This is a genomic window from Micromonospora sp. CMU55-4, from assembly GCF_011602315.1.
Taxonomy (GTDB): domain Bacteria; phylum Actinomycetota; class Actinomycetes; order Mycobacteriales; family Micromonosporaceae; genus Micromonospora; species Micromonospora chalcea.
The window spans coordinates 470582-489859 of sequence record NZ_JAAOLH010000003.1; the positions used below are offsets into that span (position 1 = coordinate 470582).

General features: G+C 72.5%; 19 protein-coding genes. 12 read left to right on the forward strand and 7 right to left on the reverse strand.

Going from position 1 to position 19278, the window contains the following annotated elements; translation table 11 throughout:
- Positions 1-490 precede the first annotated feature (490 nt).
- From HA073_RS08260 to HA073_RS08270, 3 genes are all read left to right on the forward strand, one after another.
- Positions 491-1174: a response regulator transcription factor gene (locus tag HA073_RS08260; protein ID WP_064446104.1), complete on the forward strand. Its 684-nt coding sequence runs from the start codon at positions 491-493 to the stop codon at positions 1172-1174.
- Positions 1175-1435: 261 nt separating this feature from the next.
- Positions 1436-2200 (forward strand): ABC transporter ATP-binding protein, encoded by a 765-nt coding sequence (locus HA073_RS08265; protein ID WP_104112477.1) that lies wholly within the window; start codon positions 1436-1438, stop codon positions 2198-2200.
- Positions 2200-4749 (forward strand): ABC transporter permease, encoded by a 2550-nt coding sequence (locus HA073_RS08270; protein WP_064446105.1) that lies wholly within the window; start codon positions 2200-2202, stop codon positions 4747-4749. The genes HA073_RS08265 and HA073_RS08270 overlap by 1 nt, the downstream gene beginning before the upstream one ends.
- A gap of 52 nt (positions 4750-4801) precedes the next feature.
- On the opposite strand, the gene HA073_RS08275 is transcribed toward HA073_RS08270, so the two are convergent.
- Together HA073_RS08275 and HA073_RS08280 are read right to left on the reverse strand one after the other, a co-directional pair.
- Positions 4802-5440, reverse strand: coding sequence for an HAD family phosphatase (locus tag HA073_RS08275; protein ID WP_104112479.1), 639 nt, complete (start codon positions 5438-5440; stop codon positions 4802-4804).
- Between the two features lie 115 nt (positions 5441-5555).
- Entirely contained in the window at positions 5556-6296 is a 741-nt protein-coding gene (locus HA073_RS08280; RefSeq protein WP_166456112.1) for a neutral zinc metallopeptidase, read from the reverse strand.
- Positions 6297-6461: 165 nt separating this feature from the next.
- On the opposite strand from HA073_RS08280, the gene HA073_RS08285 reads away from it, so the two are divergent.
- Positions 6462-6827, forward strand: coding sequence for a hypothetical protein (locus tag HA073_RS08285; RefSeq protein WP_166456052.1), 366 nt, complete (start codon positions 6462-6464; stop codon positions 6825-6827).
- A gap of 9 nt (positions 6828-6836) precedes the next feature.
- Here the strand turns inward: HA073_RS08285 and HA073_RS08290 are convergent, their stop codons facing one another.
- Positions 6837-7016, reverse strand: coding sequence for a hypothetical protein (locus HA073_RS08290; RefSeq protein ID WP_043324402.1), 180 nt, complete (start codon positions 7014-7016; stop codon positions 6837-6839).
- Between HA073_RS08290 and HA073_RS08295 the strand changes: the two genes are divergently transcribed.
- The 6 genes from HA073_RS08295 (at position 7015) to HA073_RS08320 (ending at position 10390) form a co-directional block, all read left to right on the forward strand.
- Complete coding sequence (locus HA073_RS08295; protein ID WP_147265157.1) at positions 7015-7194, forward strand: hypothetical protein; 180 nt, start codon at positions 7015-7017, stop codon at positions 7192-7194. The genes HA073_RS08290 and HA073_RS08295 overlap by 2 nt on opposite strands.
- A gap of 79 nt (positions 7195-7273) precedes the next feature.
- Positions 7274-7609 (forward strand): YnfA family protein, encoded by a 336-nt coding sequence (locus tag HA073_RS08300; protein ID WP_166456053.1) that lies wholly within the window; start codon positions 7274-7276, stop codon positions 7607-7609.
- A 72-nt stretch (positions 7610-7681) separates the two neighbouring features.
- On the forward strand, positions 7682-8683 hold the full coding sequence (locus HA073_RS08305) for an RNA polymerase subunit sigma-70 (RefSeq protein WP_375336226.1): 1002 nt from the start codon (positions 7682-7684) through the stop codon (positions 8681-8683).
- A gap of 5 nt (positions 8684-8688) precedes the next feature.
- A complete protein-coding gene (locus HA073_RS08310) occupies positions 8689-9369 on the forward strand; it encodes a DUF6069 family protein (RefSeq protein ID WP_309227997.1) in 681 nt (226 codons plus the stop codon).
- A 146-nt stretch (positions 9370-9515) separates the two neighbouring features.
- Positions 9516-9917, forward strand: a complete 402-nt coding sequence (locus tag HA073_RS08315; protein WP_166456056.1) for a hypothetical protein — start codon at positions 9516-9518, stop codon at positions 9915-9917.
- A 71-nt stretch (positions 9918-9988) separates the two neighbouring features.
- Positions 9989-10390 carry a hypothetical protein gene (locus HA073_RS08320; RefSeq protein WP_166456057.1) on the forward strand — a complete coding sequence of 134 codons (402 nt, stop codon included), beginning with the start codon at positions 9989-9991 and terminating at the stop codon, positions 10388-10390.
- Positions 10391-10531: 141 nt separating this feature from the next.
- On the opposite strand, the gene metH is transcribed toward HA073_RS08320, so the two are convergent.
- Positions 10532-14047: a methionine synthase gene (metH, locus tag HA073_RS08325; protein ID WP_174535564.1), complete on the reverse strand. Its 3516-nt coding sequence runs from the start codon at positions 14045-14047 to the stop codon at positions 10532-10534.
- A 241-nt stretch (positions 14048-14288) separates the two neighbouring features.
- Here metH and HA073_RS08330 point away from each other — a divergent pair, with 241 nt between their 5' ends.
- A complete protein-coding gene (locus HA073_RS08330) occupies positions 14289-15158 on the forward strand; it encodes a PAC2 family protein (RefSeq protein ID WP_030504102.1) in 870 nt (289 codons plus the stop codon).
- Between the two features lie 115 nt (positions 15159-15273).
- A complete protein-coding gene (locus tag HA073_RS08335) occupies positions 15274-16071 on the forward strand; it encodes a GntR family transcriptional regulator (RefSeq protein WP_166456058.1) in 798 nt (265 codons plus the stop codon).
- Positions 16072-16498: 427 nt separating this feature from the next.
- On the opposite strand, the gene mshC is transcribed toward HA073_RS08335, so the two are convergent.
- The 3 genes from mshC to HA073_RS08350 form a co-directional block, all read right to left on the reverse strand.
- Complete coding sequence (mshC, locus tag HA073_RS08340) at positions 16499-17737, reverse strand: cysteine--1-D-myo-inosityl 2-amino-2-deoxy-alpha-D-glucopyranoside ligase (RefSeq protein WP_166456059.1); 1239 nt, start codon at positions 17735-17737, stop codon at positions 16499-16501.
- Between the two features lie 67 nt (positions 17738-17804).
- Positions 17805-18623, reverse strand: coding sequence for an SCO1664 family protein (locus tag HA073_RS08345; protein ID WP_166456060.1), 819 nt, complete (start codon positions 18621-18623; stop codon positions 17805-17807).
- Positions 18620-19201, reverse strand: a complete 582-nt coding sequence (locus HA073_RS08350; protein ID WP_043324423.1) for a DUF3090 domain-containing protein — start codon at positions 19199-19201, stop codon at positions 18620-18622. Before HA073_RS08350 ends, HA073_RS08345 begins: the two co-directional genes overlap by 4 nt.
- Positions 19202-19278: the final 77 nt, after the last annotated feature.

Sequence of the window (19278 nt, forward strand, 5' to 3'; positions counted from 1 at the left end):
GGGATGACCGGGCACGCGCACCACATCGGCGAGGTGGTGGGGTCGACGGGGGTGGGATGCAGCCACCTCGGCGCAGTGGAGTCGATCATGCGTGCGGGCGTGCACCACCAGCCGGGACGGGTTCGCCGAGCGCGGCGCGCGGCGCTCCCCGAGCTGGGTGGATCCGGCGCCGGGTCGCCGTGGGACGAATCGGGTATCGGATCGTCCCACGAACGATCGCGGTGCCGGGCCACCGTGGAGCGCCAGCGAGCCCGGCACACAGACCGCCCACGATCCGCGCGGACCCGGCGCGCAGAGCGCCTGCGATCCCGCGCGGGCCTGAGCGCGCGGAGCCCGGCCAACCTGCGGGATCGGGGCGGCCTGATCGGCGACCGCACGGCCAGCGCCCTCTACGGTGGTTACCGCGGCCCGGCTCACGCCGGGCGGATCGCGCGCGTGCCGGCGCCGACGGGTCCCGGCCGGACCGCCGCCCGGACGACGAGGGGGACGCATGACCGACGGCGCCGTGTCCCGGCCGGTGCGGGTTCTGCTCGCCGACGACCAGCCGCTGCTGCGTACCGGATTCCGGATGGTGCTGGGCGCGGAGGACGACCTGGACGTGGTGGGTGAGGCCGGCGACGGCGCGGAGGCGGTGGACCTGGCGCGGCGGCTGCTGCCCGACGTGGTGCTGATGGACATCCGGATGCCGCGGATGGACGGGGTGACCGCGACGCGCGCGATCGTGTCCGCGCGGCTACCGGTGCGGGTGCTGGTGCTCACCACGTTCGAGCAGGACGAACACGTCGTCGGGGCGCTGCGGGCCGGCGCCAGCGGGTTCCTGACCAAGGATGTGCCGGCTGAGGACCTGGTCGCGGCGATCCGCACGGTGGCGGCCGGGGACGCGGCGATGTCCCCGCGCATCCTGCGCCGGCTGCTGGACCGCTTCGCCGAGCTGCTGCCCGATCCGGCCGCCGCGCCGGCGCGGGCGCTGGACCCGCTGACCGACCGGGAGCGGGAGGTGCTCACCCACATGGCGCGCGGTCTGTCCAACGCGGAGATCGCCCGGGTGCTGTCGGTCAGCGAGACGACTGTGAAAACCCATGTCGGGCACGTGCTGACGAAGCTACGGTTGCGCGACCGGGTTCAGGCGGTCGTGCTCGCGTACGAGACGGGTCTGGTTCGTCCGGGGCGGTGAGGTGGCGCGGGTCACCTACCGTGACCAGCGGCGGGGCTGATGTGTTGACCATCACGCCGGGTGAGGCTCTAGCGTCGGCGTCGCCTGCCGGTCAGGGGTCACCCTGAGCCCGGATGGGGGTCGACCCTCACCGGAAGATCGGCACGGATTCCACCCCAGGTCGGAGGGCTTTCGGGCTCGCGACCCCGAGGATGGATTCCGCCGCACCGACCAGCGGGGGCGGTGCGGCATTGAGAACGACAGACGGAAGAGGTACATGACGTGACCGCGACGGTAGGCCAAGAGCAGGCCGCGGCCCGGGCGAACGATGTGTGGAAGGTGTACGGCAGCGGCGAGGCGCAGGTCGCCGCGCTGCGGGGGGTGAGCGCCGAGTTCGAGCGCGGCCGGTTCACCGCGATCATGGGGCCGTCGGGTTCCGGGAAGTCCACACTGATGCACTGCCTCGCGGGTCTGGACACGGTGACCAAGGGCACCGTGATGATCGGCGACACCACTGTGACCGGTCTCAACGACGCCGGTCTGACGAAGCTGCGCCGGGACAAGGTCGGCTTCATCTTCCAGCAGTTCAACCTGCTGCCGACGCTCACCGCGCAGGAGAACATCCTGCTGCCGCTGTCGATCGCCGGGCGCAAGCCCGACCCGGCCTGGTACGACGTCGTGATCGACACGGTCGGCCTGCGGGACCGGCTCGGGCACCGCCCGGCGCAGCTCTCCGGTGGCCAGCAGCAGCGCGTGGCGTGCGCCCGGGCGCTCGTGGCCCGCCCCGAGGTGATCTTCGCGGACGAGCCGACCGGCAACCTGGACTCCCGCTCCGGCGCCGAGGTGCTGAAGTTCCTGCGCAACTCGGTACGCGAGCACGGCCAGACCATCGTCATGGTCACGCACGACCCGACCGCCGCCGCGTACGCCGACCGGGTGGTCTTCCTCGCCGACGGGCAGATCGTCTCGGAGTTGATCGAGCCGACCGCCGAGACGGTGCTGGACACGATGAAGAAGCTGGACGCCCCGGTCGAGGTGGGCAACTGATGCTGCGGGCAACGCTCAAGAGCCTGCTGGCGCGCAAGCTGCGCCTGCTGCTGTCCGGGCTGGCGGTGGTGCTCGGCGTCATGTTCGTCTCCGGCGCGTTCGTGCTCACCGACACGCTCGGGCGGTCCTTCGACGCGGTCTTCGCCGACGCGTACGCCGAGGTCGACGTGAGCGTCGAGGCCAAGCCGAAGATCGACGTCTCCACGGCGGAGGGGATGCCGCTGAGCACTCCGATGCCGGCGTCGGTGCTGGACCGGGTCAAGGCGGTGCCCGGCGTCGCCGACGCCGAGGGCGTGGTGGCCGCCGAGGGCGCCCGGATGATCGGCAGCAACGGCAAGGTGGTCACCTCGTTCGGCCCGCCGCAGCTGGGCCAGAACTGGCTCGGTGAGAGCGACCTGCTGGAGCTGCGCGAGGGCCGCGGCCCGCAGGCCGACGACGAGATCGTGATCAACGCCGCGCTGGCCGAGGCGGGCAAGGTCAAGGTCGGCGACCGGGTCGGCGTGCTGACCCTCGCCCCGAAGAAGGAGTTCACGCTCGTCGGCGTGTTCGGCTACAGCGGCGGCCGGGACTCGATCGGTGGCGCGAACGAGGTCTACTTCACGACCCCGGTGGCGCAGCAGCTGATGCTGGGCAAGCCGGACGTGTTCAGCAACATCAGCGTCCAGGCCGCCGACGGCACCACGCCGGCCGCGCTGCGCGACGAGCTGGCCCGCACGCTGGGCGCCGACTACCAGGTCAAGACCGGCGAGCAACTCGCCGCCGACGCCTCGGCCGGCCTCAAGGAAGGGCTGTCGTTCTTCAACAAGATCCTCCTCGGGTTCGCCGCGGTGGCGCTGCTGGTCGGCACGTTCCTGATCCTCAACACGTTCTCGATCATCGTGGCGCAGCGCACCCGTGAGCTGGCCCTGATGCGCGCGATCGGGGCCAGCGGCAAGCAGGTCATCGGCTCGGTGGTGCTGGAGGCGCTCGCGGTCGGCCTGATCGCCTCGGTGCTGGGGCTCGCCGCCGGCATCGGCGTGGGCGCGCTGCTTGCGTACCTGTTCGGTCAGCTCGCCGGGGGTCTCACCCTGGCCGGGCTGGGCGTGCCCGCCTCGGCGGTGATCGGCGCGTTCGCGGTCGGCATGCTGATCACTGTGGTCGCCGCGCTGCTGCCGGCGCTGCGCGCCTCGCGCATCCCGCCGATCGCCGCGATGCAGGACGTGGCCACGCCGGACCGGCCGCTGACGAAGGTCACCATCGGCGGTGCCGTGGTCACCGGCATCGGCGCGGTGCTGCTGTTCCTCGGTCTCGGCGGGCACGCCGGCGACAGCACCCTGGCGACCATCCTCGGCGGCGTGCTGTTCGCGTTCATCGGGGTGGCGCTGCTGACCCCGATCATCAGCCGGCCGGTGGTCTCGCTGCTCGGCGCGATGTTCTCCTGGTCGGTGCCGGGCAAGCTGGGCCGGCTCAACTCGGGCCGCAACCCGCGCCGTACCGCGATCACGGCCGCCGCGCTGATGGTGGGCATCGCCCTGGTCACCGGCGTGACGGTGATCCTGGACTCGGCCAAGGGCAGCATCGGCGCGCTGGCCGAGGACACCATCAAGGCGGAGCTGGTGATCTCCGGGTCCACGTCCGGGCCGCGTCCGGCGAGCTTCGACCCGGCGGTCCTGGAGAAGGCCGCCGCGATCCCGGGTGTGCAGATGGTCGACGGCGAGTACGGCGACATGGCAGTGGTCGGCGGCGAGCGGACCTGGGTGGCCGTGTCGAGCAACGTGGCCGCGCTGCAGCAGATCTTCGGGGCGAAGGCCGCCGCCGGTGACATCAGCAAGCTGGCGCCGGACCAGATGCTGGTCAGCTCGGACACCGCGAAGGCACGCAACCTCAGCGTCGGTTCGACGGTGCCGGTGCAGCTGTCCCGTGGCGACGCCCGCACCTACACGGTCAGCGGCATCTACGAGAGTTCACAGCTGACCAACCCGGTGACGCTGCCGCCGCAGGCAACGGCGGACTTCGCCATCCCGCAGCCGATCCAGGGTTTCCTGCAGCTCGCCCCCGGCACGTCGGTGGACGCGGTGCAGCCGCAGATCGAGCGGCTGCTGGCGGACAGCCCCGAGGTGTCGGTGGCCGACCGGGCCGGGTTCATCGAGCAGCAGACAGGTCAGCTGGACTCCCTGCTCCAGATGATCCAGATCCTGCTGGCGCTGGCCATCGTGATCGCCGTGCTGGGCATCATCAACACGCTCGCGCTGTCGGTGCTGGAACGCACCCGGGAGCTGGGTCTGCTGCGGGCGATCGGCCTGCGCCGCGCCCAGACCATGCGCATGATCACGGTCGAGGCGGTGGTGATCTCCATCTTCGGCGCGCTGCTCGGCGTGGTGGTCGGCACCGGTCTCGGCGCGGCGGTGGTGGAGGCGCTCAAGGACGAGGGCATCACCGACCTGATCCTGCCGTGGGGTCAGATGGTGACGTTCCTGATCCTGGCCGCGATCATCGGCGTGGTCGCCGCGGTGCTGCCGGCGATCCGCGCCGCGCGGATCAACGTCCTGGGCGCCATCGCCCACGACTGACGTGAAAGGAAGGGCCCCTTCTTAACGCCTCGTGCATAAGAAGGGGCCCTTCCTAACGGTTGAGCAGCGCCGCGAGCAGCTCCAGGTCCGCCCCGAGCAGGCTCTCCATCTGGTGTACCCCGTCGGCGGGCGCCAGCGGCACCTCGGCCGGAACGGCCAGCACCGCCGCACCGGCTGCCAGCGCGCTCGCCACGCCGGTCGGTGAGTCCTCGATCGCCACGCACCGCTCGACCGGTACGCCCAGCAGACGCGCGGCGGTCAGGTACGGCTCCGGGTGCGGCTTGGCCGCGTCCACCTCGTCGCCGCAGACCACCGCGTCGAAGCTGTCCCGGCCCAGCGTGTCCAGGGCCACCTCGACCAGGGACCGGCCGCTGGAGGTGACCAGCGCGGTGGGGATGCCGGCGTCCCGTACCGCCCGCAGCAGCGCCAGCGCGCCCGGACGCCAGCGCAGCCCGGTGCGGAACAGCTCCAGGATCCGGGCGCTGATCCAGTCGGCGCTTTCCTGCACGTCCCGCTCCGGCTGGCCCAGGTCGTCGTGCACGATCCGCATGGCGTCGGCCATCCCGGTGCCGACGATCGCGCGGCGGGCGTCGTCGGACAGGACACCGCCGTACACGGCGGCCAGTTCCTGCAACGCGACGTCCCACAGCTTCTCGCTGTCGACCAGCGTGCCGTCCATGTCGAAGAGCACGGCGGCGGGGTGCTTGCTGCTCAGCGGGGGCCTCCTTCGATACGGGTACCCCGCCGATCCTGCCAGCCGCGCCGGGCCCGCCCGTCACCGTCCCCGCCCCTGGTGACCCGCGGCATCACCCGAGACCGCACGCGCCCAGCGACTTCTCGTATCCCCGGAAGAACGAATCGCTGCGCTGCTCGGCGGTGCCGTGCGAGCCCTCGGCGAACCACGGCTGGTCGGGGTCGTCGCCGACCGCCAGCAGCCCTTCCCGGAACTCCTCCAGGTCGCCGTCCTCCAGCTCCAGCACCCCGGCGCGCACGCTGTCCCCGAGGTACGCCCCGGCCATGCAGTCGGCCTGCAGCTCCTGCTGGATGGTGAAGTTGTAGCGGATGCCCAGCCGCACCTGCATGCCGTGGGCGTACTCGTGGCCGAGCAGGTAGAACAGGAACGCGTCGCCGATCTGCCGGAACGCCGCCACCGACCAGTTCACGTCGTAGGCGATGAAGTCGCCGGCGGAGCAGTACACCGCGTTGTTGCGCGGCAGCGCCTGCCCGGCGCAGGCAACCTCGCCCTCCCGGCTGTAGGGCACCACCCGCCGGATCGGGGTGAACCGCTGACCGGAGGCGCGGAACTGCTGCGCCCAGTAGCGTTCGGCCAGCCGGACCGCGTCCTCGATGTCCTGCTTGAACTCGGCGACGCTGGTGGTGCCGTCCGCCCGGGTGGTCTGCGACTCGGGCTGCCCGCTGCTGCGGGGTGCGGGCTGCTGCGGCTCGCCCTGGTCGACGCCGCCGGCCATGCAGCCGGCCGCGACCAGCGCGGCCACCACCAGCCCGGCGATCGGCCCGCGCCCCTGACGTCCCGCCCTGTCCCCCACCATGACCTCCCGGTTTTCGTACCCGTGTCCCGCAGCAGTACCCCCGGCGGACGCCGGTGATGCTCACCGGCTCACACGCACGGCCGCCGGGAAACGTTCACCAGGCGACGGCGTCCCGGGCGCCCGCGCCGGTCACGCTGGATCGGCCCGGGTACCGTCGCCGGGATGGAGCCGCACCCGTCGTACGCCGGAATTGTCTACTGGCGACGTAGCCTCTGGAACGGCCTGCGGTGCGTGCCGGTGCTGATGACCCTCGACGAGGGCTGGCTGCGGGCCGGCGACCGGCGCGGCGCGGAGGTGTTCGCCGCGCCCGTCGGGCAGGTCGAGGCCCGGGGAACGATCTTCGGCACGATGCTGCTCACCGTCGGCGGCCACCGGTACGCCCTGGTCGGCGTGGGCGCCACCGTCTCACCGCCACCGAGCAGGGAACAACTGCGGCGGCTGGACGAGCTCACCGCCCGCGCCGAGCCGGTGCCGGACCTCGCGTCCTGGTGGGAGACGCTGGCGCGGGCCGGCGTGACGGTGCGCTGAGCGGCGTGGTCAGTCCAGGCCGCGCATGATGTGCGGTTCGCCGTCGTCGTCGCCGAAGCAGCGGTGCAGCACCTGGGCACGCGCCCACAGGTCCAGGCTGCTCGGCGGTCCGACCGGCCCGGTGCCGGCGGGCGCGCTCAGCACGGGAGCCGGGTCCGGCGGGACCTGCGACGTCACCTCGTCGGTCATGTCCGCCCCTTTCGTCGTACCCATGCTCGCCCTCGGGCGTTTCCGCCACGTCAACGCCGACGGCGGGGGCGTGGACGCGCCGCCTGGTCCGGCGTCGGCCCGTACTCCGGTGACGGTAGTCCGCCGGGCCGCCGAGCACAGCCGTATTCCCGACGTCGCCGCAGGTGGCGGCCGGTGATCACGCCTGCGGACCGGGCGGGCCGCAGGTGTCGCCGCGCCGGGCGTCGCGACCCTCGCGCCCGGCTACGGTCTGACGCATGACTGTCGTCCGGTCCATCCTGCTGTTCCTGCTCGCCGCGCTCGCCGAGATCGGCGGCGCCTGGCTGGTGTGGCAGGGCTGGCGGGAGAACCGCGGCCTGCTCTGGGTCGCCGCCGGGGTGATCGCGCTCGGCGCCTACGGATTCGTCGCCACGTTCCAGCCGGACCCGAACTTCGGCCGCATCCTCGCCGCCTACGGCGGCGTGTTCGTCGCCGGGTCGCTCGCCTGGGGCATGGTCGTCGACAAGTTCCGGCCCGACCGCTACGACCTCGCCGGCGCGGCCATCTGCCTGGTCGGCGTCGCGATCATCATGTACGCGCCGCGCACGAGCTGACGGCGCGGTGATGAGTTTTCCCGCCCGTACCCGTCACACCTGCGACAGACCACGACGAGGCGGGAGGATGACGTGATGGGTGCGGAGCCACGGCGGGCGGAGCTGGGCGTACGCGATCTGGGTGAGGTCGACGAGCCGGCGTTCGCCGGGCTGGCGCAGCGGCACCGGCGGGAGCTGCACGTGCACTGCTACCGGATGCTCGGATCGTTCGAGGACGCCGAGGACACCGTCCAGGAGACGTTCCTGCGCGCCTGGCGACGGCGCGAGACGTTCGCCGGACGCTCCACGTTCCGGGCCTGGCTGTACCGCATCGCCACGAACGCCTGCCTGGACCTGCTGGCCAAGTGCCGGCCCGAGCCCGCGACCGGCGGCGAGGTGCGGTGGCTGCAGCCCTACCCGGACCGGCTGCTCGACGAGCTGCCCGCGGCCGGCGCGGACGAGCCGGAAGCCGTCGCGGTGGCGCGGGAGACGATCGAGCTGGCGTACCTGGTCGCGGTGCAGCACCTCGCGCCACGCCCGCGTGCCGTGCTGATCCTGCGCGACGTGCTCGGCTGGCCGGCCAAGGACGTCGCGGAGCTGCTCGGCGACTCGGTCAACTCGGTGAACAGCGCGTTGCAGCGCGCCCGCGCCGGCATGCGGGAACACCTGCCCGCGCAGCGGCAGGACTGGACCGGCGACGAGACCGACACCCGCACCCGCGAGCTGGTACGCCGCTTCACCGACGCCGCCGTCGCCAAGGACGTCGCCGCTCTCGCCGCCATGCTGCGCGACGACGTGCGCTGCTCGATGCCCCCCACCCCGGGGCTGCAGATCGGCCGGGACGCGGTGGTCGCCGACTGGGTCGCGGACGGCTTCGAGAGCCTGGGCAGCATGCGGGCCGTGCCCACCGCCGTGAACCGGCAGCCCGCCGTCGCGTTCTACCTGTGGCAGGAGAGCGACGGCGCGTACCTGCCGCTCACCGTCGACGCCCTGCGCGTCACCGGCGGGGCGATCACCGAGATCGTCACGTTCCACGCCGACCAGTTCCCGCGCCTCGGGCTGCCCGAGCGCCTGCCGGCCGACCGTACCCCGTAGTGCCGGTGCGGACGCTCGCGCTGCCCGGCGGCGCGCGCGTCGCGGTGGTCGCGGCCCAATGGCATTCCGCGTACGGCGTGGTCACGCGCGGACGGGTGCAGCTGGAGCTACGCGACGGCGCCCCCGGGCCGGTCCTGCGCCGCGACGCCGGTTTCTGGCTGCGCGACACCGGCGCACGCGCGCTGCGCAACCCCGGCCGCCGCACCGCGACGGTACGAGTCCTGACCCCCGACTTCTGGAGGAGCGACATGATCAGCAGCACCGACACCGGCGTGGGCTCTCGCCGTTCGCACGGCTTCCGGCGGCTCGCCGTCACCGGCGTCGTCGCCACACTCGTCGCGATGACTGCAACCACGCTCGGCGCGGCGCTCGCGCGGGCCGCCGGCGTCGACTTCGCGATCCCGGACGGCGGTGACGAGGCCATCCCGCTCGGCGGCTTCACCGTGGTGACCGGATTCTTCTCCCTCGTCGGGGTCGTCATCGCCGCCGTACTGCTGCGGTTCAGCGCGCGTCCCGCGTCGCGGTTCGTGTGGACGGCGGTGGCGCTGACCGCGCTGTCGCTGGCGCCGCCGTTCCTCGTCGGGGCCGCCGCCACGACGAGCGTCACGCTGGTCGCTCTGCACCTGCTCGCGGCCGCGGTGATGATCCCCGCCCTGACGCGAAGCCTGGGCGCGAGGACCGACTGACACTCCGCTCCCGGTGAGTGGGCCGGGCCACAAAACACTCTCGATTCGCAGGGTTCGATCGAAGACGTGCGGGCACTCCGATATGGACCGAACGCCGGGCGCCGCCAGTCGGCGCCCGGCGCCACGTTCGACCGAGAGGTGACACCATGACCTTCCGCGCCAGGCTCGTCGGAGCCGCACTCGCCGGGACGCTCGCCGCCGGTGCATCGACACTGGCTGGGGCCTCCGCGGCCAGCGCGCAGGCCGAACCCTGCGTTCAGCGCATCGCCGTGGTGAACAACGCCGCCTTCGTGATGTCCTTCAGCGTTCAGGCGAGCAACGGCCTGGAGACGGCGAACACCGACAACTACCCGATCAACCAGTCGCGGACGATCGATCTCACCACCACCGCGCTGCCGGTCGGCGCCGACGTCCGCCCGGTGGTCGACGCGGTGGCCGGCGCGACGCGGACCCCGAGCAGCTTCGTGTCGTACTGCGAGAACGGGCAGACCGCCACGTACTCGGTGACCGGGACGACGTACGACTACTCGGTCACGCTGATCGGCTGACCGGCACGTCGACGCTTCGGGGCGTCCGCCGCCACGGCGGGCGCCCCGCGCTCGTCCGCTACGGTGACCGGATGCCCGTACCCCGGCTGATTCCCATCGCGCACGAGCCCGGCCACCGGACGGACACGATCGGCCGCTACGACGAAGGGCTGTTCCTCGCCTCGGCGTGGGACCACCACGCGTACGTGCACCTGTTCGACCACGACGGGACGTACCGGAACTCGACCATCAAGCGGGTTCCGCATCGAGGCGCGCTGAGCGAGGCACTCGACGGGCTGCTCGCGAGCCTGCCCGGCAGGTCGTACGGCGACATCGCCGTACGACTGTTCCAGACCCGTCAGGACGGCGTCGTGTTCGGTCTGGTCGACGAGTCCGGCGACCGGGCGGGCGACGGCAGCCACGTCGACTGGGTCGAGCTGTATCCGGATCGCCTAGGGTTCCACGAGCCGTGGGACGGCCTCTACGACACGTGACGGCACACCGACCACATGAGTAAGGGCGGCGTTGTTCCGCCGGTTCGAGGCTGCATGGTCACGGTTCGGCACCGTTGGTCCACCTCTAACGGCTGGAGCTTGCCGTAGGCGCTCCACCGGAGGTCAGAGCGCCTACGGCGATCACTTGGCGTTGAAGTAGTTCGCCTCCGGGTGGTGCACCACGATCGCGTCGGTGGCCTGCTCCGGCACCAACTGGAACTCCTCGGACAACTGCACCCCGATCCGCTCCGCGCCCAGCAGCTCCACGATCTTCGCCCGGTCCTCCAGGTCCGGGCAGGCCGGGTAGCCGAACGCGTACCGGCAGCCCCGGTAGTCGGTGCGTAGCAGACCCGCCAGGTCGGCCGGGTCGTCGTCGGCCACGGTGCCGCCGCCGGGCAGCACCAGTTCGGCGCGGATCCGCCGGTGCCAGTACTCGGCCAGTGCCTCGGTGAGCTGCACCGACAGGCCGTGCACCTCCAGGTAGTCGCGGTACTCGTTGCCGGCGAACATCTTCGCCGTGTACTCGCTGATCGGCTGCCCGACGGTGACCAGCTGCAACGCCACCACGTCGAGCTGGTCGCCCTTGGGCCGGAAGAAGTCGGCCAGGCACAGCCGCCGCTCCTGCCGCTGCCGGGGGAAGGAGAACCGGGCCCGCTCGCTGTGCCCGTTCTCGTCCAGCACCACCAGGTCGTTGCCCTCGGAGTACGCCGGGAAGTAGCCGTACACCACGGCCGCCTCCAGCACCTGGTCGGAGATCAGGCGGTCCAGCCAGTACCGCAGCCGGGGCCGGCCCTCGGTCTCGACCAGTTCCTCGTACGACGGGCCCTTGCCGCCGCGGGCGCCGCGCAGCCCCCACTGGCCCAGGAACGTGGCCCGCTCGTCCAGCAGCGCCGCGTAGTCGGCCAGCGGCACGCCCTTGACGACGCGGGTGCCGAAGAACGGCGGCTTCGGCACGGCAACGTCCACCGCCACGTCGGAGCGGACCGAGGCGTCGTCCAGTTCGGGCAGGGCCTCGCGCACCTGCGCGCGCTGCCGCTCGCGGCGCTCCCGGCGGGCCGCCAGCGCCGCCTCGCGCTCCGGGTCGATCACCGGCGCGCCGCCGCGCTTGGCCGCCATCACGCGGTCCATCAGGGACAGCCCTTCGAACGCGTCGCGGGCGTAGTGCACCTGACCCGGGTAGATCGACCGCAGGTCGTCCTCCACGTACGCGCGGGTCAGCGCCGCACCGCCGAGCAGCACCGGCCAGCGCTCGGCCACGCCGCGGGAGGCCATCTCGGCCAGGTTCTCCTTCATGATGACGGTGCTCTTGACCAGCAGGCCGGACATGCCGATCGCGTCGGCGCGGTGTTCCTCGGCCGCGTCGAGGATCGCGTTGATCGGCTGCTTGATGCCGATGTTGACCACGTCGTAGCCGTTGTTGGACAGGATGATGTCGACCAGGTTCTTGCCGATGTCGTGCACGTCGCCCTTCACCGTGGCGAGCACGATCCGGCCCTTGCCGTCGTCGTCGGTCTTCTCCATGTGCGGCTCCAGGTACGCCACCGCGGTCTTCATCACCTCGGCGGACTGGAGCACGAACGGCAACTGCATCTGGCCGGAGCCGAACAGCTCGCCGACCACCTTCATGCCGTCCAGCAGCAGGTCGTTGATGATGGACAGCGGCGTACGCCCCTGCGCCATCGCCGTGTCCAGGTCGGCCTCCAGGCCGTTGCGCTCACCGTCGATGATCCGCCGCTTGAGCCGCTCGTCCAGCGGCAGCGCGGCCAGTTCCTCGGCCCGGGTGGCGCGCGCCGACGCCGCGTCCACGCCCTCGAACGCCTCGATGAACCGCTGCACCGGGTCGTATCCCTCGCGGCGCCGGTCGTACACCAGGTCGAGCGCCACCTCGCGCTGCTCGTCCGGGATCCGCGACATCGGCAGGATCTTGCTGGCGTGCACGATCGCCGAGGTCAGCCCGGCCTGGGCGCACTCGTGCAGGAACACCGAGTTGAGCACCTGCCGGGCCGCCGGGTTGAGGCCGAACGACACGTTGGAGATGCCGGCGGTGAAGTTGACGCCCGGATAGCGGGCCGCGATCTCCCGGATCGCCTCGATCGTCTCAATGCCGTCGCGGCGGGTCTCCTCCTGCCCGGTGGCGATCGGGAACGTCAGCGCGTCGATGAGGATGTCCTCCCGGCGCATCCCCCACCGGCCGGTCAGGTCGTCGATCAGCCGGGAGGCCACCCGTACCTTCCACTCGCGGGTGCGGGCCTGGCCCTCCTCGTCGATGAGCAGCGCCACGACGGCGGCGCCGTGCTCCTTGACCACCGGCATGACCCGCGCGTAGCGGGAGTCGGGGCCGTCGCCGTCCTCGAAGTTGACCGAGTTGACCACGCACCGGCCGCCGAGCATCTCCAGGCCGGCCTCGATCACCGCCGGCTCGGTGGAGTCCAGCACGATCGGCAGCGTCGACGCGGTGGCGAACCGGCCGGCCAGCTCCCGCATGTCCTGCGTGCCGTCGCGGCCCACGTAGTCGACGCAGAGGTCGAGCAGGTGCGAGCCGTCCCGGGCCTGGCTGCGGGCGACCTCCACGCAGGCCTGCCAGTCCCCGGCGAGCATGGACTCGCGGAACGCCTTCGAGCCGTTGGCGTTGGTCCGCTCCCCCACCATCAGGATGCTGGCGTCCTGGGCGAACGGCACGTGGTGGTAGATCGAGGAGACGCCGGCCTCCGGCTTCGGCTCCCGCGCCACCGGCGCCCGCCCGCCCAGCCGCTCCACCAGCACCCGGATGTGCTCCGGGGTGGTGCCGCAGCAGCCGCCGATCAGGCCCACGCCGTAGTCGGTGACGAACCGCTCCAGCGCGTCGGCCAGCTCGTCCGGGCTGAGCGGGAAGTACGCCCCGTCGGCCGTGAGCACCGGCAGGCCCGCGTTCGGCATCACCGAGATCGGGATACGCGAGTGCTGCGCCAGGTAGCGCAGGTGCTCGCCCATCTCCGCCGGGCCGGTCGAGCAGTTCAGCCCGATCAGGTCGACGCCGAGCGGCTCGATCGCGGTCAGCGCCGCGCCGATCTCGCTGCCCAGCAGCATCGTGCCGGTGGTCTCCACCGCCACCTGACAGATGATCGGCACGTCCCGGCCCGCCTCGGCGCGGGCCCGCTTCGACCCGACCACCGCCGCCTTGACCTGGAGCAGGTCCTGGCAGGTCTCGATGATCAGCGCGTCCGCCCCGCCGGCGATCAGGCCGGCGGCGTTCTCCTGGTACGCGTCACGCAGCGAGGCGTAGCTCGCGTGCCCGAGCGTGGGCAGCTTGGTGCCCGGACCCATCGAGCCGAGCACGAACCGGGGGTGCTCCGGCGTCGCGTACTCGTCGGCGGCCTCCCGCGCGATCCGCGCGCCCGCCTCGGACAGCTCCCGGATGCGGCCAGGGATGCCGTACTCGGCGAGGTTGGGCAGGTTCGCGCCGAACGTGTTGGTCTCCACGCAGTCCGCGCCGGCGGCCAGATAGGCGTCGTGCACGCCGCGGACCACGTCCGGCCGGGTCACGTTGAGGATCTCGTTGCAGCCTTCGAGGCCGTCGAAGTCGTCAAGGGTGAGATCGGCGGCCTGGAGCATCGTCCCCATCGCGCCGTCCGCGATCAGGATCCGATCGGCCAGCAGGTCACGCAACGAAATAGGCACATGGCCCAGGTTAGTGCGCCCGAGTACGCCAGACTCACCCGAACCGGGCCTTCCCACATACTGCCCGGCCGACCGGCGTACGCCTTTGCGCCGGTTCGCCCGGGTGGTCACCCTCGGCGACCGGCGCGGCCGACGGGCCGGCCCCGTCGGCGGCACGTAGGCTGGCGGACGTGAAGGACAACAGGGGTGCGACAGTGCGACGGGGCGACGCCGCGCCCGACGAGCAGGGTGAGGTGACGGCGTGACCGAGTTCGACGGGCTGCCGGTACTGCGCTCGCCGGTCGCCATCGCGGCCTTCGAGGGCTGGAACGACGCCGCCGACGCCTCCACCGCCGCCGTGGAACACCTGGAGCAGGTCTGGCAGGCCCGGCAGGTGACGGAGCTGGACCCGGAGGACTTCTACGACTTCCAGGTCAGCCGTCCGACGATCACCATGGCTGACGGGGAGACCCGGCGCGTCGAGTGGCCCACCACGCGGTTCATGGTGGCCAGCCCGGAGGGCACCGAGCGGGACGTGGTGCTGATCCGGGGCATCGAGCCGAGCATGCGCTGGCGGACGTTCTGCGAGCAGGTGCTGGAGATCTGCCACAGCCTGGAGGTCGAGCGGGTGGTGCTGCTCGGCGCGCTGCTGGCAGACGTGCCGTACACCCGGCCGCTGCCGATCAGCGGCAGCGCGTCGGACGCCGACGCCGCCAAGCGCTACCAGCTCACCCCCACCCGGTACGACGGGCCGACCGGCATCGTCGGCGTGCTGCACGACGCCTGCACCCGCGCCGAGGTCGACGCGGTGTCGTTCTGGGTGCACGTGCCGCACTACGCCAACAACCCGCCCTGCCCGAAGGCCACGCTGGCGCTGCTGCACCGGGTCGAGGAGGTGCTCGACCTGCCGGTGCCGATGGCCGACCTGGCCGAGGAGGCCGCCGAGTGGGAGCAGCGGGTGCGCAGCGCCGCCGAGCAGGACGCGGAACTCGGCGAGTACGTGCGTGAGCTGGAGGAACGGGTCGGCGACGCCGGCATCACCCCGTTGACCGGGGACGAGATCGCCCAGGAGTTCGAGAAGTACCTGCGTCGCCGCGGCGGTTCCGCCGGGCCGACAGCGGGTTCCTGGTAGCCGTTTTCCGTCGAAGCCGGGTCCCCTTGCCGGGGCCCGGCTTCTGCGTGTCCGGGGTGGCGCGGTCACACCCTCTAGGGCATCCTAGGAACCTAGCTGTTCTGAGGAGGCCCGGATGCAGATCAACCCCGGCGCGGCCGAGTTCCCGCACCGGCAGATCGCCGCGCAGCTCAAGGCCCAGGTGCGCCGCGGCGACTGGGGTCCCGGCGAGCGGCTGCCGTCCATCCCGGCCATCGCCGAGATGTTCGGCGTGGCGAAGCAGACCGTGCAGCGCGCCGTCGACCAGCTGCGGGTCGAGGGCATCCTGATCACGAAACCCGGCTCCGGTACGTACGTCCGGGGCACCCGGCGCCGCCTCAACCGCCTGTCCCGGGGCCGGTACGGCGGCTTCCGCGGCTACCACACCGACCTGGCCGCCCGGTACCGCCAGCAACTCGTCTCGGTCGGCCGCTCCCCCGCCCCGGCCGAGGTGGCCGACGCGTTCGGCGTCGCCGACGGCACCGAACTGCTCTGCCGCCGGCACCTGGTACGCACCGACGACTCCCCGGTCGAGGTCGGCGCGTCCTGGTTCCTGCCCGCCGACACCGCCGGCACGTCACTGGAGCGGGCCGAGGCGTTCGGCCGGCCGCTCTACCAGGAGGTCGAGGAGGTCACCGGCCGGCGGTACCTCACCGCCACCGACACGATCAGCGCACGCCAGCCCAGCCGGGAGGAGGCGGAGATCCTCCAGATCCGCCCGGACACGCCGGTGCTGCACCTGCTGCACGTGGCGTACGACGAGCGACGCAAGCCGATCGAGGTCGCGCAGGCGACCTGGCCCGGCCCGATGACCACGCTCACCGAGGAGTACAGGATCCCCGCCCCGGCTCCCGACCAGGACCCCGACCCCGACCCCGGCCTGGTCCTGGGCTGACCGCTTTGCCCCCGCCCCGGCGATCTTGCACTTTCCGCCCCGGCAGACGGCGCATTTCCGACGCTCCAGGGGCCGCGAGTGCAAGATCGCCGAGGCGTGCCGGCGGGGCCGGCGCACACATGCTCCCGGAACGGCCACGCCCGGGCGGAGCCCCCCGGGTCGGGTCGTGCCGGGTGGAACACCGTGGGTGTCAAACCGCCCTCGAGACACCCGTCACGTTCCACCCGCCCGCCGAGCGACGCGATCTTGCGGTTTCGAACCCCGCAAACTGGGGCGAAACGGCGAGAAGGCCGGCCGCAAGTGCAAGATCGGCGAGGCGAGGCGAGGCGGGAGCGAGGCGAGGCGGGAGCGGCGCGAGGACGAGGCGCGGCGCGGGGGCGGGGACGGGTGAGCGAGGGACGGGTGCGCGGGCGGCCGGGTGGAACGGCTACAGGGCGATGCCCAGGAGCGCGTCGACCGTGTCGGTGAACAGCGCCGGGGCTTCCGGGTCGTCCGTGACGCCGTTCAACGCTCCGTCGGCCCAACGGTCAGCCGCCGCCAGAGCGCCCGGCGTGTCCAGATCGTCGGCCAGGCGCTCGCGTACCTCGGCCAGCAACGCCGCCCCCGACGGCCCGGCCGGCGCGGCGGCGGCCCGCCGCCAGCGGCCCAGCCGCTCCCGCGCCTCGGTGAGCAGATCCTCGGTCCAGGAGCGGTCGGTGCGGTAGTGGCCGCTCATCAGCGCCAGCCGCACCGCCATCGGGTCGACCTTGTCGGCCCGCAGCCGGGACACGAAGACCAGGTTGCCCTGGGACTTCGACATCTTCTCGCCGTCCAGGCCGATCATGCCGGCGTGTACGTAGTGGTCGGCGAACGGCGCCTCGCCGGTGAGCCGCTCGGCGTGCGCGGCGGAGCACTCGTGGTGCGGGAAGATCAGGTCGTTGCCGCCGCCCTGCACGTCGATCCGGTCGCCGAGCAGGTTCAACGCGATGACCGTGCACTCGATGTGCCAGCCGGGGCGGCCCGCGCCGAGTTCGCCGCCGGGCCAGGACGGCTCGCCCTCGCGGGCGCCGCGCCACAGCAGCGGGTCGAGCGGGTCGCGCTTGCCGGCGCGCTCCGGGTCGCCGCCGCGCTCGGCGAACAGTTCGAGCATCTCCTCGCGGGACAGGTTCGACTCGTAGCCGAAGCGCGGGGCGGCGGAGATGTCGAAGTAGACGTCGCCGGTGCCGTCGTCGAGCCGGTACGCCGCGCCGTCCTTGAGCAGCACCAGCACCTTCTCGGCGATCTCCGGGATCGACTCGACGGCGCCGACGTAGTGCGCCGGCGGGATCATCCGCAGCGCCTCCATGTCCTCGCGGAACAGCGCGGTCTCCCGCATGGCCAGGACCTTCCAGTCCTCGCCGTCGCGCTCGGCGCGTTCCAGCAGCGGGTCGTCGATGTCGGTGACGTTCTGCACGTACCGCACGTCGAGGCCGGCGTCGCGCCACATCCGCTGCACCAGATCGAACGCGATCATGGTGGCGGCGTGCCCCAGGTGCGTGGCGTCGTACGGGGTGATGCCGCAGACGTACATCGAGGCCGCGCCCTCGGGCCGGCTGGGATGGGCGCCCTGCCGCGCCGAGTCGTACAACCGCAGCGGCACGCCCTCGCCGGGCAGCCGCGGCACCTCGTGTCCCGCCCAAGACTCCATGACCGCCAGCCTAACGATCCGTCAGACGCTCGGGTGCCGCCCTACGGGTGATCAACGCGACAGCGGCTCACATCGGCGGCCAGGGCATCGCCGGCCACTCCTCGGGGGGCAGCGGGAACCGGCCGGTGTCGCGCAGCCGCTCGACGCGGGCCGCCAGCGCCGCCGTCTCGCCGATCGTCAGGTGCTCGGCGAGCTCCTCGCCGAGCGGGCCGCGAAGCTGACCGGCCAGGCCGTCGAGCATCTCCACCGCGTCCGGCGGCAGCTCGCGGCCGGCCCAGCCCCACAGCACCGTACGCAGCTTCTCCTCGACGTGGAAGCTCACGCCGTGGTCGACGCCGTAGATCCGGTCGTCCGGGCCGACGAGCACGTGACCGCCCTTGCGGTCGGCGTTGTTGATCACCGCGTCGAGCACGGCGAGCCGGGCCAGGCGGGGGTCGTCGGCGTGCGCCAGCGCGTACGCGGCGCCGTCGTCGTCGCGGGCCGCGGCCATCGGGAACCAGCGCGGCGGGATCTCCCGCGCCGGCACGAACCCGACGAGCGGCTCGGCGTCGTCCGGCTCGTCGATCCAGAGCTGGCACGAGCCGGGACCGAACGGGCCGTCCCGCAGCACCGTGGGGGGCACCAGGTCCCAGCCGGTGGCCCGGGACACCAGGTAGGCGGCCACCTCGCGGCCGGCGAGCGTGCCGTCCGGGAAGTCCCACAGCGGGCGCTCACCGCGTACCGGCTTGTAGACACAGTGGGCGGTGACGTCGCCGAGCGCGACGACGGCGCGCAGCGTGGCGTTGGAGGCGTCGACAAGCCGCCCCTCCAGGGTCAGCTCACCGTCGGTGAGCAGCCGCAGCGCCTCGGCGCCGTCCTGTCGGGGCTGCAGTTCCGACGACGTCACCGGTGATAGCCGTTGTTCCGGGGGCAGAGGTGACCGGCCGGGTCCAGCGGCTGCCCGCACAGCGGGCAGGGGGGACGGCCGGCGTTGACGACGCGCTTGGCCCGCTCGATGAACTCGCGGGTCGCCTCCGGGGTCAGCCGGACCCGGAGCCGGTCGAGGTCGTCGTCCGGCTCGTCCGGTTCCTCGTCGGCGTCGTCGTCCGCGTCGCCCAGCTCGACCTCGACCTCCGCCTCGCCCACGGCGATCGCCTCGATCACCACTGTCGCGGTGTCCACGTCGAAGGCCAGGCCCAGCGTGCCGACGCGGAACTCCTCGTCCACCGGGGTGTCGAGCGGCTCGTTGTCGCCGCCCGTCGGCGGCGCGGCCTCCGGCAGCTGCACGCCGAAGCGGCGCTGCGCCTCGGCGAGCAGCTCCTCGAGCTTCTCGGCGAGCAACGACACCTGGACCTTCTCCAGCGACACGCTGACCAGCCGGCCGCCGCCGCGCGCCTGGAGGAAGAACGTGCGCTCCCCCGGCGGGCCGACCGTACCGGCGACGAACCGCTCCGGCGGCTCGAAGGCGTGCACCTGGTGCGTCATACCCACGACCCTATCCGGCGCGTGGAAGTGCCGCGCAGCCCACCGACGCCGAATCCGCCCAGAGCGAACGCGCCGCG